This window comes from Streptomyces sp. NPDC014882 (assembly GCF_043081325.1).
Lineage (GTDB): Bacteria > Actinomycetota > Actinomycetes > Streptomycetales > Streptomycetaceae > Streptomyces.
In genome coordinates, this window is the sequence record NZ_JBIBWL010000015.1 from 74637 (window position 1) to 87370 (window position 12734).

General features: G+C 74.5%; 11 protein-coding genes and 1 riboswitch. Of the genes, 6 read left to right on the forward strand and 5 right to left on the reverse strand.

What is annotated here, in order from left to right:
• The first annotated feature begins 63 nt into the window (after window positions 1-63).
• From ACF09K_RS28255 to ACF09K_RS28265, 3 genes are all read left to right on the forward strand, one after another.
• Window positions 64-585: a hypothetical protein gene (locus ACF09K_RS28255; RefSeq protein WP_392247946.1), complete on the forward strand. Its 522-nt coding sequence runs from the start codon at window positions 64-66 to the stop codon at window positions 583-585.
• Between the two features lie 164 nt (window positions 586-749).
• Complete coding sequence (locus tag ACF09K_RS28260; RefSeq protein WP_392248160.1) at window positions 750-1871, forward strand: amidase family protein; 1122 nt, start codon at window positions 750-752, stop codon at window positions 1869-1871.
• Window positions 1872-1915: 44 nt separating this feature from the next.
• Window positions 1916-2503, forward strand: coding sequence for a flavodoxin family protein (locus tag ACF09K_RS28265; protein ID WP_392247948.1), 588 nt, complete (start codon window positions 1916-1918; stop codon window positions 2501-2503).
• A gap of 49 nt (window positions 2504-2552) precedes the next feature.
• On the opposite strand, the gene ACF09K_RS28270 is transcribed toward ACF09K_RS28265, so the two are convergent.
• From ACF09K_RS28270 to ACF09K_RS28285, 4 genes are all read right to left on the reverse strand, one after another.
• Window positions 2553-3557 carry an ABC transporter permease gene (locus tag ACF09K_RS28270; RefSeq protein ID WP_392247950.1) on the reverse strand — a complete coding sequence of 335 codons (1005 nt, stop codon included), beginning with the start codon at window positions 3555-3557 and terminating at the stop codon, window positions 2553-2555.
• Complete coding sequence (locus tag ACF09K_RS28275) at window positions 3544-4629, reverse strand: ABC transporter ATP-binding protein (protein WP_392248162.1); 1086 nt, start codon at window positions 4627-4629, stop codon at window positions 3544-3546. Before ACF09K_RS28275 ends, ACF09K_RS28270 begins: the two co-directional genes overlap by 14 nt.
• Window positions 4630-4690: 61 nt before the next feature.
• Window positions 4691-5899: an outer membrane lipoprotein carrier protein LolA gene (locus tag ACF09K_RS28280; protein ID WP_392247952.1), complete on the reverse strand. Its 1209-nt coding sequence runs from the start codon at window positions 5897-5899 to the stop codon at window positions 4691-4693.
• 420 nt (window positions 5900-6319) lie between these two features.
• Window positions 6320-7330, reverse strand: a complete 1011-nt coding sequence (locus tag ACF09K_RS28285) for a polyprenyl synthetase family protein (RefSeq protein WP_392247954.1) — start codon at window positions 7328-7330, stop codon at window positions 6320-6322.
• Window positions 7331-8141: 811 nt separating this feature from the next.
• A riboswitch (cyclic di-AMP (ydaO/yuaA leader) is annotated at window positions 8142-8322 on the forward strand.
• Window positions 8323-8327: 5 nt separating this feature from the next.
• Between ACF09K_RS28285 and ACF09K_RS28290 the strand changes: the two genes are divergently transcribed.
• A complete protein-coding gene (locus tag ACF09K_RS28290; protein WP_392247956.1) occupies window positions 8328-8810 on the forward strand; it encodes a transglycosylase SLT domain-containing protein in 483 nt (160 codons plus the stop codon).
• Between the two features lie 75 nt (window positions 8811-8885).
• Here the strand turns inward: ACF09K_RS28290 and ACF09K_RS28295 are convergent, their stop codons facing one another.
• Window positions 8886-9713: an HAD family hydrolase gene (locus tag ACF09K_RS28295; protein ID WP_392247957.1), complete on the reverse strand. Its 828-nt coding sequence runs from the start codon at window positions 9711-9713 to the stop codon at window positions 8886-8888.
• Between the two features lie 358 nt (window positions 9714-10071).
• On the opposite strand from ACF09K_RS28295, the gene ACF09K_RS28300 reads away from it, so the two are divergent.
• Together ACF09K_RS28300 and ACF09K_RS28305 are read left to right on the forward strand one after the other, a co-directional pair.
• On the forward strand, window positions 10072-11145 hold the full coding sequence (locus tag ACF09K_RS28300) for a GNAT family N-acetyltransferase (RefSeq protein WP_392248164.1): 1074 nt from the start codon (window positions 10072-10074) through the stop codon (window positions 11143-11145).
• Between the two features lie 113 nt (window positions 11146-11258).
• Window positions 11259-12731: a glycosyltransferase gene (locus ACF09K_RS28305; RefSeq protein ID WP_392247959.1), complete on the forward strand. Its 1473-nt coding sequence runs from the start codon at window positions 11259-11261 to the stop codon at window positions 12729-12731.
• Window positions 12732-12734: the final 3 nt, after the last annotated feature.

Sequence of the window (12734 nt, forward strand, 5' to 3'; positions counted from 1 at the left end):
CACGGGGATCCGGCGGGTGGTCCGGCCGCGCGGGCGGGCGGTGACGACGACGAGGGGGCGGGCATGCGGACGACGGACGGGCGGCTGCCGGGACCGGAGATCTGGACCCGCGGTCCGGTGCCCGCACCGGAGCCGGCTCCGTGGCCGCACGCGGCGGCGGCCGGACCCCGTCGCTTCTCCTGGCTCGGCACGCACGGCGGGGCCGGTGCCTCCACGCTCGCCGCGGTCTACGGCGGCCACGACTGCGGACGCGACTGGCCCGGTCCGCACGACCCGCCGTCCGTGCTGCTCGCGGGCCGGACCCACGCGGCCGGGCTGGAGTCGGTGCTGCGGGTCCTGGAGGTCTTCCGGCGCGGGCAGGCCCCGGCGGGCCTCGACCTGGACGCGGTCGTGCTGGTCGCGGACGCGCCCGGCCGGCTGCCGCGCCCGCTGGCGCAGCGGGTACGGCTGATCGAGTCGGCGATCGACGTGTACCGGGTGCCGTGGGTCCAGGACTGGCGCCTGGGTGACCTGTCCGGTCCCCCGCCCCGCGAGACGGAACCCCTGATCCGCCTCACGGGCACGGCAGCCCGGCGGACGCGCTGAGCGCGGCTCCGTCCGGGTCGCGGGAGCCCTCGCCCGCGTCACCACCCGTGTCACCACCCGCGGCAGCACCCCTCTCCCCGGTCGCCTCTCCGGTCACCTCCCCGGCCGTCCCCCCGGTCGCCTCCTCGGCCGTCGGGGTCGCGGTCGCCGTACGGGAGGGACGGCTGCGGGCCGTCGACGTGGTGCGCGGGGCCCTGGAGCGGATCGCGCGGGCGGACCGTGCGCTGGGGGCGTTCGCCGAGGTGTGGGAGGACGCGGCGGCGGAGCGGGCGGCCGAGGTGGACGCGCGGGTCGCCGCCGGTGAGCGGCTGCCGCTCGCGGGGGTGCCGATCGGGGTCAAGGGGCGGCACGGGCTGCGGGCGGCGGGGCCGCTGGTGGCCGCCGGTTGCGTACCGGTGGGCGCGACGGCCGTGCCCGGGCCCGGAACCCCCTGGCAGACCTGGGGCCTCGGGGCCCGCGGCCGCACCGTCAACCCCTGGCGGGCCGACCGCACGCCGGGCGGCTCCTCGGCCGGTTCGGCGGCGGCGGTCGCGGCCGGCCTGGTGCCGCTGGCGACCGGCACCGACGGCGCGGGATCGGTGCGCATTCCGGCCGCCTGGTGCGGCGTCCTCGGCCTGAAGGTCACGAACGGCCGCTTCCCGTCCTCCGACCGCACGGGGCTGGCGGCGCCGGGCGTCCTGGCCCGGTGCGCGGCGGACGCGGCGGCGTACTGGGCGGTGCTGTCCGGAGCGGGGCCGGGGCGGCGGACCGGGCCGTTCACCGCCGTCTTCTCCCCCGGTCTCGGGTTCGCCGATCCCCGCCCGGAGCCCCTGGCCCTCGCCCGGGCCGCCGTGGACCGCCTCGCCGACGCCGGCGTCGTACGGCTGCCGCGGTCGGGGGCGCCGGTGCGGCTGGAGGATCCCGCACCGGCCTGGCTGGCGTTGCGCGGGCCGGACGCCGCACCGGCGACACGCGGACCGGAGGGTCCACGGGGCGTCAACGACCTTCGGCTGGCAGCCCTCTTCGGGCGGGCGGACCTGTTGCTGACCCCGACGACCCCTGATCCGGCGCACGGCCACGACGGCCCCGGCGACCGTTACTCGACGGCGCTGACGTGGGCGTTCAACCTGAGCGGGCATCCGGCGATCAGCATTCCGGCGGGAGTCGGCGCGGACGGCTGCCCGGTGGGCCTCCAGGCGGTGGCGGCACACGGGCGGGAGGACGTGCTGCTGGCCCTGGCGGCGGCCGCGGAGGCGCTCACGGGGTTCCCGGCGCCCCCTGGCACCAGTGATTGCACATACATATAATGCAGGTGCGCGTATGGGCCGCACGCCTTCTTTCTGGGGGATCCATGAGCACCCGCCGTTTCCTGTTCGTGCTGGGCAGCAGCCGTCCCGAGGGCAACACGGAGCGGCTGGCCCGTGCGGCCGCCGAGCAGCTGCCCGCCGACGTGGAGCAGGAGTGGATCAGCCTCGTCGAGCATCCGCTGCCCGACTTCGAGGACCGGCGCCGCGACACCGACCGCGTCCGTCCCACCGAGGGCGCCGCGGCCCTGCTGCTCGACGCCACGCTCGCGGCGACGGACATCGTGATCGTCTCGCCGCTGTACTGGTACACGCTGTCCGGCCAGGCCAAGCGCTACCTGGACCACTGGGCCGGCTGGCTGCGCACCCCCGGCGTCGACTTCCGGGAGACCCTCGCCGGACGCACCCTGTGGGGTGTCACGGTGCTCGCCGGGGAGGAGGGGGCGGTGGCGGATCCGCTGGTCGGCGCGCTGCGGAACTCGGCCGCGTACCTGCGGATGCGGTTCGGCGGGGTGCTGCTGGGGAACGGCAGCAAACCGGGTGACGTACTGGAGGACGCGCAGGCGCTGACCCGCGCGAAGACCTTCTTCGAGCGGCCCGCGCCGCTCGCCCGCTACACGTTCGAGACCGTCTGACGCCCTCGCGTCCGCCGCCCGTCACGGGGGCGGGCGGCGGGCGCGGGCGTCACGCCGTCACGTCCTTCGTCGTGAACCGTGCCCAGGCCGCCGACCCGAACACGGCGACGTAGACCGCCTGGAGGCCGAGGTTCTTGCGGAGTTCCTCCCAGTGGACCGGGTCGCGCACGAGGTCGGCGAAGGACAGCCAGTAGTGGGAGAAGAGGTACGGCTGGATCACGTGCAGCTGCGGGATCTGGTCGAGGATCTGCACGGTGGTGAGCAGGCCCACGGTCGTCGCCATGGCCGCGATGCCGCTGTCGGTGAGCGTGGAGACGAACACCCCGAGCGCGGCCACGCCGAGCAGCGAGGCGGTGACGGCCAGGACGATCAGCAGGGCCCGGCCCAGGCCGTCGGCGAAGGAGATGCGGGTACCGGAGATGGTCGTGAGGTCGCCGAGCGGGAACAGCAGGGCGCCGACCGCCAGCGCCGACACCGCGACGACCAGGGTGGCCAGCAGGCAGAAGGTCACCGCGGTCGCGTACTTGGCCAGCAGCAGGCGGGTGCGGCCGGCGGGGGCGACGAGGAGGTAGCGCAGGGTGCCGGAGTTCGCCTCGCCGGCGACCGCGTCCCCCGCGACGACGCCGACGGCCATGGGCAGGAAGAACGGGAGCGTGGCGGCCAGCGCCGTGAACACCAGGAACAGGCCGTTGTTGGTGATCTGCGCCATGAAGGCCGGCCCCTCACCGCCGCCGCCCCGCTGACCGCCGGCCGGTCCGTCCCCGGTCTCGATCTTCACGGCGATCCCGACGAGCACCGGTACGGCGGCCAGCACGCCGAGCAGGGCCAGGGTGCGCCAGCGGCGCAGGGTGACGGTCAGCTCGCTGCGGAGGAGTCCGAGGCTCCACAAGGGGCTCACCCGCCGGACGCCCTCCCCGGCCCGCGGTGCGGCTCGCGGCGGCGCTTCCGGTGCCACCACCGGTGCGGCCTCCGGTGCGGTCTCCGCTTCGGAAAGCTCGGCCCGACCGGCCCGTCCGGCCCGCTCGGGTTGCCCGGCCCGCTCAGCCCGCGACATCGAAACCCTCCCCCGTGAGTGCGACGAACGCGTCCTCCAGTGAGGCCCGTTCCACGCCGAAGCCGCGTACCCGGACGCCTGCCGTCACCAGCGCCGCGTTCAGACCGGCGAGGTCGCGGTCGGCGGGCTCGCCCGTCACCCGGTCCTCGGTGACGACGACGTCCGCCACACCCTGTTCCTTCAGCACCCGGGCCGCGTCCGCCGTGTCCGCGGTGGTCACGACGAGCCGGCCGCGCGCCCGGGCCGCCAGGTCGGACACCGGCCCCTGGGTGAGGAGGCGCCCGCGGGCCATGACGGCCGCGTGCGTGCAGACCTGCTCGATCTCGTCGAGGAGGTGGGAGGAGAGGAAGACGGTGGTGCCGTCCGCCGCCAGCTCCCGCACGAGGACGCGGATCTCGCGCATGCCCTGCGGGTCGAGCCCGTTGGTCGGCTCGTCCAGGACCAGCAGCCGCCGGGGCTGGAGAAGGGCGGCGGCCAGGCCCAGCCGCTGCTTCATGCCGAGCGAGTACGCCTTCGCCTTCTTGCCGGCGGCGGTCGTCAGACCCACCCGGTCCAGCGCCCCCGCCACGCGGGCGCGCCGGGTGCGGGGGTCGGCGGTCGGATCGGCGGTGTCGTAGCGCAGGAGGTTGTCGCGGCCGGAGAGGAAGCCGTACAGGGCGGGGCCCTCGATGAGGGCGCCGACGTGCGGCAGCACGGCGCGGGACGCGCGGGGCACGGGGTGCCCCAGCACCCGCACCGTGCCGGAGGTGGGCGCGATCAGGCCCATCAGCATGCGGATGGTGGTGGTCTTGCCGGAGCCGTTCGGACCGAGGAAGCCGAAGACGCTGCCCGCCGGGACGGCCAGGTCGAGGCCGTCCACGGCGAGCTGTCCACCGCGGTAGCGCTTGGTGAGGGCGCGCGTGCGGATGACGGTGCCGTCCCCGCCGTCACCGCCGCCGCCGTCCCCGTGGCCGCCACTGCCGGTGGCGGTGGCGGTCTCGGTGGCGGTGTGGCTGTCGGTGGCGGTGGTGCCGTACGCGCCGGCGGCACCGGCGCCGCCCGGGGCGTCGTCCGCGGCGGGAGTGCGGGGCAGCGCCCGCGCCGCCGGCTCGTCGTCCATCGGCTCCCCCGATCGTCGGTTCACGTCAGGGTACTTACTGTCCCGCGTTCGCCGCCTTCACGAGGGCGTCCTTGGTGACGGCTCCGACGTAGAGCTTGCCGTCGTCCGTGACCAGGGCGTTGACCAGGCGGGTGGAGAAGACGGTGCCCGAACCGAACGTGCCGTCGACCTTGTCGCCGAAGGAGTCCAGGAACCCGCCGAGACCGCCCGCGTCGGGAAGGTCGCCGGCGGAGGGGACGCCCTCGCCGCCGGTGTCGAAGGTGGCGACGGAGGTCCAGCCCTCGCCGAGGACGTCGAGCCCGGCGAGGCCCCCGGCGAGGTCCCCCTTCGCGCCCTTGGACGGCGCGGGTGCCCCACCCGGGGCGTCCGCGCCGTCCCCCTCGGTCACCTTGGCCCCCTTGGGCGGGGTGAAGTCGAAGGTGGCGGCACTCGGCCTGGCGAAGCTGACCTGGGTGAAGCCCGCGTCGACGACGGCGGCACCGCCGCTCGCCGGGGTCAGCGTGAACTTGAGCGGCAGCCCCGTCCTCGCGTCCACGGCCACACTGATCGCGCCGACGGTCGAACCGGACTGCTTCGGCTCGACCAGCAGCTTGTAGGCGTCGCGGCCGGCCACCTGGACGGTGCCGTCCACGGTCACGGACGTGGTGTCGTCGACGGCCTTCAGGGCCTCGTCGGTGAGGTCCTTGGGCGTGGCCGGGACGGACTCGGCCGCCCCCGCCTGCTTCGCGGTGGAGTGGTAGACCTCGTTGGAGGCGCTGTCGTACCCCCACACGTCCTTGCCGTTGTGGATGAGGCTGTACTCGGCGGCGCTCTCCAGGAGCGACAGCTTCTGCCGGTCCGGGCCGTCGGCGGCGACGCGCAGGGTGTGCGTGCCGGAGGCGAGTTCGGTGAGCTTGGTGGAGGGGTCGGCGGAGGACCCGCCCTCGTCGTCCCCGGTGGCCCCGGAGAGCAGCCCGCTCTCCAGACCGCCCAGGTCGGGCAGGCCGAGATCGGTGGTGATCTTCACCGTGCCGGACAGCTGCTGTACGTCCGACGCGGCGATCTTCTCGATGAGCTGCTGTGCGGTGATCTTCGGCAGGTCGGGGTCCCCCGAGTCGGCGAGCGCCGGGACCAGCCCGATCGTCGCCGCCGCGACACCCATCACGGTGACCGGAACGATGTACCGCACCGCCCTGCGCCGCCCGACCCGCAGATCGTCGGCCTCCCCGGCGTGCGTGCTGTCGTCGGATGCGTACGGTGCCATGTGTGCCTTACCTCCGTCGTCGGCGGCGGCCGGTCGTCGCGCGGGTCGGCGTCCCCACCCGAGCCGCCATTCTCACCCGAATCGGTGAGGAGTGGTGTTTTCCGTAGCTCCCATCTGACCAAATCGGCCACCCGCTTACGTCAGCCCGGGGACCCAAGTCGGCGTACGCCTGGGGTATGACGCGGGGGCGGGGGCGTCAGGGTGGGGTGAGGGTCGGAGTCCGGGTGGGGCGGGGCGGGGACCGGGGTGGAGGGAGACCGGGGTGGAGGGAGACCGGGGCGGGGCGGAGACCGGGGTGGGTCGCACGGGCGGAGGGCCGTAAGGGGCGGAGGGCCCGGCGAGGCGGGCAGGCCCGGCCCCGTACGGGTCATCCCGCCCAGTGGGCCACCGCGGGTCATCCCGCCCGGTGGGCCCCGTGGGTCATCCCGCCCGGTGGACCACCGCGTCGCACAGCTCCATCAGGGCCACCTTCGCGTCGCACTCCCGCAACGGCACCAGCGCCGCCCGGGCCTCCTCGGCGTACCGCACGGTGTCCCGTCGGGCCTGCTCCAGCGCGGGGTGGCCGCGCAGCGCGGTCAGCGCCTCGGCGAGCCGGGCGTCGTCGCTCAGGTCGGAGTCGAGCAGCTCGCACAGCGCGATGTCCTCGGGCAGGGCCAGCCGGGCGGCCCGCTCGCGCAGCCGCAGCACCGGCAGCGTGGGGATGCCCTCGCGCAGGTCCGTCCCCGGCGTCTTCCCCGACTCGTGCGAGTCCGACGCGATGTCGAGCACGTCGTCGGCGAGCTGGAAGGCGACGCCCAGCCGCTCGCCGTACTGGGTGAGCACGTGCACAACCGTCTCGTCGGCGCCCGACATCATCGCGCCGAACCGGCACGCCACCGCGACCAGCGACCCGGTCTTGCCGCCGAGCACGTCGAGGTAGTGGTCGACGGGGTCCCGGTCGTCGGCCGGCCCGGCCGTCTCCAGGATCTGTCCGGTGACGAGCCGCTCGAAGGCCTCCGCCTGCACCCGCACCGCCTCGGGCCCGAGGTCGGCGAGGATGTGCGAGGCACGGGCGAACAGGAAGTCGCCGGTGAGGACGGCGACCGAGTTCCCCCAGCGGGTGTTCGCGCTGGGGACCCCGCGCCGCACGTCGGCCTCGTCCATCACGTCGTCGTGGTACAGCGTGGCCAGGTGGGTCAGCTCCACCACCACGGCGGAGGGCACGATGCCGGGCGCGTACGGGTCGCCGAACTGCGCGGCGAGCATCACGAGCAGCGGCCGGAACCGCTTCCCACCCGCCCTGACCAGGTGCTGCGCGGCTTCCGTGATGAACGGGACCTCGCTCTTGGTGGCCTCGAGCAAGCCTTCCTCGACAGCCGCCAATCCGGCCTGGACATCGGCTTCCAGAGCCTGGTCCCGCACGCTCAGCCCGAACGGCCCGACGACGGTCACGAGGGGTCTCCTGTCTGCTGGTGTCTTCTGGCGATTACGCGGTTTGTCGATAGGTCGTTGCCCTCACTCAAGTCAGCGTATCCGGTCACGTTTCGATCACCGACAGGCCCCACGTCCCCCCGTCTCGAACTTCGCTCGCCCGGGAGGCGTCCCCCGCGCGGCGGGGCGGTACCGGATCATGCCCGGCGTGTCGCCGAACGGCCGGCACGAACGGTCGGCCGGCGGGGCCGTCGGGCGGCACGGCCGGCCGGCAGGGCGGGCGGCACGGTCGGCCGGTCGGCACGGCCCGCGAAACGGACCGGCGGCCCCGCCCGGCCGCAGCCGCCGCCCGCCCGGCCCCTCCCGTCGCCCTCCGGGCCCCCCACCCCCCGCCCCCCGCCCCCTCACCCCTGTCGCTCTCCGGACTCGCGCGTCACCCTCCCGGCCCCACCGACGGACGAGCCCGCGCCGGCGCCTCCGGAAGGGCGGCGAGACGGTGTTCCACCGGGCTCGCCGGAGGCACCCCTCCCCGCACAGCCACGCACGCCCCTTTGAAAGGGACTTGACGCTCAATGTCCGTTTCACCCTTCTTGTGGACGCTGGTGAGTTGGCTCACTGCGCGCGCACATGGCCACCCTCTTCCGGAAATTCCCATCCCGCTTTGCTCGTCGGCGAGTTGACGCTTGGCGAATGCAAAGGATCAAGCAGGCATACACCCCTGATCAAGGTCAATAGGGGTGATCTGTGAATCCGCCACTTGTTCCGGACATGTGCTCTCGCATACGTTCCCGGCCTGTCGGGCAGACGCCTAATCCTGCCGCCGCCCGGCACCCATCGACCGACACTCACGCACGGCAGGAGCGGGGGACCCAGGTAAGTCGCCGGGCCGTACGTCACGCACGTACCGGACCGGCTCGGGGTGAAGTCGTGTCACCGCGTCCCCGCGGCGGCCGGCCGGGCACTTTCCAGTCCGAACCCGACAGCTCACCTCGCAGGCGCCGGAGAGGAACCTTTCGTCATGCCTGCTGCCGTTCAGCACCGCCGCACCCGCCTCGCCCGCACCCTCGCCGTCGCCGCCACCGGTGCCGCCGTGCTGGCCCTCCCGCTCATCGGCTCGACCAGCGCCTCCGCCGCCACCACGACGTCGGCCACCGCGGCCGCCACCACGACGGCCGGGTACACCAACAACCTCGACGGCTGGATCCGCGAGTCCCTCGCGATCATGGCCGAAAAGGGCATTCCGGGTACCTACGACGGCATCTACCGCAACGTCATGCGCGAGTCGTCCGGCAACCCGAACGCCATCAACCTGTGGGACTCCAACGCGGCCGCCGGCATCCCGTCCAAGGGCCTGCTCCAGGTCATCGACCCGACCTTCGCCGCGTACCACGTCGCCGGCACCGCCTTCGACCCGTACGACCCGGTCGCCAACATCACCGCCGCCTGCAACTACGCGGCCCACCGGTACGGCTCGATCGACAACGTCTTCGGCGCCTACTGACGGCCGCCCCGTGTCCCCGCCGGTCCACCGGGGGACACGGGGGAGGACGGGCCCCGGTGACGGGGCCCCGCCGGACTAGGGAAACAGTCTCTCGAGGACGACGGCCACGCCGTCGTCCTCGTTCGACGTCGTCACCTCGTCCGCCACCGCCTTGAGTTCCGGATGGGCGTTGGCCATCGCCACGCCGTGCGCCGCCCAGTCGAACATCGGGAGGTCGTTGGGCATGTCGCCGAAGGCGATCGTGTCCTGCGGCCGCAGCCCGAGGCGCTCGGCCGCCAGGGCCAGTCCGGTCGCCTTGGTGACGCCGCACGGCTGGAGCTCCACCGTGCCCGGCCCGGACATCGTGACGGTGGCCAGCGAGCCGACCACCGAACGGGCCGTCGCCGCCAACTCGTCGTCGGACAGGGCGGGGTGGCGCAGCAGGACCTTGCTGATCGGAGCGCGCCACAGGTCGTCGCGCGCTCCGACGCGCAGGGCCGGCAGCGTCGGGTGCGGCATCAGGTAGCCCGGTTCGATGAGCGTGAGCCCGTCGACGCCGTCCTGGTCGACCGCCGCGTACACCTCGCCCACCTCGGCCTCGATCTTGCCGAGTGCCGTCTCGGCCAGCTCCCGGTCCAGGGTGACCGACCACAGCAGACGGCCCGTTCCGGCGTCGTAGAGCTGCGCGCCCTGCCCGCACACCGCGAGCCCCTGCTGTCCGCGCAGGGCATCCAGCAGCGGCCGTACGCGGGGGGCCGGCCGGCCGGTCACCACCAGGTGGCGGGCGCCTGCGGCCGCCACCCTCGCGAGCGCGTCGAGCGACCGGTCGGAGAAGGTGTCGTCGCCGCGCAGCAGCGTTCCGTCCAGGTCGGTGGCGACGAGGGAGTACGCGCAGCGCGCGGCGGGTGCGGTGGGTGCGGCCATGATCAGAGAATACGGACCGCAACGGGCTGCGACTCACCTTCAGTTCGACGCCCGCTCCCTTCCCGCCCGGGCCCCCTGTCCCGCCTGCTCCGGCACCGGTCCCTCCTGGTCCGGACCCTTCCCGGTCCGTCGTCCTCCGGTGCCGGTCCGTACCGTTCCGGTGCGGCTCCGTCCCGTTCGGCACCGTTCACGCGGGAGACGGCTTTCCACCGCAACGCGCCGGTACCGGGATGTTGAAGGCCTATGCACCGGTTGGCAACAACATGGTCCGCTACCTACCGTCCCGGGCACCTGGAGCGGTACCGTCCAGACAGTCCAGGGGGGACTTGATCGGGGGGTCAGGTTGAGCGGCGGACGCATTCGTGTGCTGAGTCCGGAGGATCTCGGCGAGGGGGAACGGGAGCGGTGGCGCGCGCTGCGAGCGGCGTCGGCGGCCGCGCGCAACCCGTTCATGGAACCGGAGTTCACCGAGGCCGTGGGCCGCGTACGGCCCCGCACGCGCGTGGCGGTGGTGTACGAGGGGCGCGAGCCGGTCGGCTTCCTGCCCCACGAGCGGGGCCGGTTCGGCCGGGGCCAGGCCCTCGCCCACGGCGTCTCGGACTCCCAGGGAGCCGTCCTCGGCCCGGTTCCCCGGCTGAGCGCGGACGAACTCCTGCGGGCCTGCTCCCTGTCGAGCTTCGCCTTCGACAACCTGGAGGCGGAGCAGGAGCTGTTCGTCCCGCACGCGGCGGCCGAGTACACCTCCTACGTCATCGACGTGGAGAAGGGGTACGACACCTACGAGTCCGTCCTGCGCGCGCAGTCGCCGAAGTTCCTCAAGACGACGCTCGCCAAGGAGCGCCGCCTCGGCCGCCAGGTCGGTGACCTGCGGTTCGTGTTCGACGAGCGGGATCCGGCGGCGCTGCGCACGCTGATGGCGTGGAAGTCCGCGCAGTACCGCAGGACCGGCCGCCGGGACCGGTTCGCGCAGGAGTGGATCACCCGGCTCGTGCACCTGCTCGCCCGGGAGACGCGCGGCACGGACTGCTCCGGCACCCTGTCCGTCCTCTACGCGGGCGGACGGCCGGTCGCCGCGCACTTCGGGCTGCGCTCGACGACCGTGCTGGCCTGCTGGTTCCCCGCCTACGACCCGGAGTTCGCGAAGTACTCGCCCGGTCTGGTGCTGCACCTGCGGATGGCCGAGGCCGCCGCCGCCGAGGGCATCGGCCTGCTCGACCTCGGCCGGGGGGCCGCCGAGTACAAGGACTCCCTGAAGACGGGTGAACTGCCCGTCTACGAGGGGGCGTGGACGCGTCCGGGGGTGGGCGCCGTGCTCCACTGGCTCGGCCGGGAGCCCTCGCGCCGGGCGCACCACTTCGTGCGCAACCGGCCGCGGCTCGCGGCGACGGCCGCACGGGCGCTGAAGGGTGTCGGACGGCTGCGCCGGCCCTGAGGCGTCTCCGAGGCATCTCCGAGGCGTGCGTGAGGCGTGCGTGACGTGCTCCGACGGGTGCCGACAAGTCCCGGCGGGTTCCGACGGTCCATGAAAGTGGAGGGGGAGGATTCGTGTCCCACGTGACACGTGTACGGCAGGAGATCCGCGGGTACCTCGCCGTCGAGCCGGTGCAGGTCGCCGAACTGGAACTGGAACCGGAACCGGGCCGGGGGCCGGGGCGAGGGCAGGACCCGGGGCCGGACGGCGGCGGTGTGCTGAGGCCCGGTCCGGGGAGCCCGCCCGTGACGCACGGCGCGGTGTTCCTCCTGGTCCGCAGGGCCGGCCGGCCGGTCGCCGCGCTGCTCGGGCGGGTGCCCGAGGGCGCCGACCCGAGAGCGGTCCTCACCGAACTCGCCCGGCGGCACGCGGACGGCGGACCGGCACCCTCACCCGCACCGGCACCGGCACCGGCACCGGCACCCGCATCGGCTCCGGCCGCCACTGGGCACACCGTCCCGTTCACCACCGTCGTCATCGCCACCCGTGAGCGCGCCGACCGGCTCGCCCACGCGCTCGACTCGGTGCTCGTCCAGGACCACCCCGACTTCGAGGTCGTCGTCGTCGACAACGCCCCGGTGACGGACGCGACCCGTGACCTGGTCGGACGCGAGTACGCCGAGCGCGTGCGGTACGTGACCGAGCCCGTGCCCGGCCTCGCCGTCGCCCACAACACCGGCCTCGCGGCCGCGCGCGGCGACGTGGTCGCCTTCACCGACGACGACGTGGTCGCCGACCCGCGCTGGCTGACCGAACTCACCGCGCCCTTCGCGGCCGATCCCGGCCTCGGCTGCGCCACCGGGCTGATCCTGCCGGCCCGGCTGCGCACCCCCGCCCAGGTGCTGCTGGAGAGCCACGGCGGCTTCGCGAAGGGCTTCGCGCCTCGGACGTACGACCCCGCCGACCCGCCCGCCGACGAGCCGCTGTTCCCGTTCACGGCGGGCCGGTTCGGGTCCGGCGCCAACATGGCGTTCCGGACCGGCGTGCTGCGCGCGGTCGGCGGCTTCGACCCCGCGACGGGGGCGGGCACGCCCGCGCGCGGCGGCGACGACCTCTACGGCTTCGTCCGCGTGCTCGCCCAGGGACACCGCCTGCGCTACACCCCGCAGGCCCTGGTCTGGCACCACCACCGCGAGACCTGGCAGGACCTGGAGACGCAGGCGTACGGCTACGGCGTCGGCCTCACCGCCTACCTCACCGCGCTCCTGGTCAACCGGCCCGCGCTGCTGCCGGCGTTCCTCGCCCGGCTCCCCCGCGGACTCGCGCACGCCCGCACGCTGACCGCGGCCCGGGACACCGACGCCCGGAGCACGGCGGGCGCGCCGGGCACTCCGGGTGTGCCGGGCGCTCCGGGTGTGCCGGGCGGGCACGACGACCGTGGTCATCCGTGGCCGCGGCGGCTGTCCCGGCTGCAACGGAAGGGAATGCTGTACGGGCCGGTCGGCTATCTGCGCGCCCGGCGTGCGCTGCGCGCCGGGCAGGCCTCCGTGCTGTCCGGGACAGTCGGGACGGCCGGGGCGACCGGGACGACCGGGAGGTCGCGGTGACGG

Excerpts from the sequence above, each read along its gene's own strand:
- ACF09K_RS28255 (WP_392247946.1), top strand. The coding sequence starts at position 64 with ATGCGGACGACGGACGGGCGGCTGCCGGGACCGGAGATCTGGACCCGC.
- ACF09K_RS28265 (WP_392247948.1), top strand. The coding sequence starts at position 1,916 with ATGAGCACCCGCCGTTTCCTGTTCGTGCTGGGCAGCAGCCGTCCCGAG.
- ACF09K_RS28270 (WP_392247950.1), bottom strand. The coding sequence starts at position 3,557 with ATGTCGCGGGCTGAGCGGGCCGGGCAACCCGAGCGGGCCGGACGGGCC.
- ACF09K_RS28280 (WP_392247952.1), bottom strand. The coding sequence starts at position 5,899 with ATGGCACCGTACGCATCCGACGACAGCACGCACGCCGGGGAGGCCGAC.
- ACF09K_RS28290 (WP_392247956.1), top strand. The coding sequence starts at position 8,328 with ATGCCTGCTGCCGTTCAGCACCGCCGCACCCGCCTCGCCCGCACCCTC.
- ACF09K_RS28295 (WP_392247957.1), bottom strand. The coding sequence starts at position 9,713 with ATGGCCGCACCCACCGCACCCGCCGCGCGCTGCGCGTACTCCCTCGTC.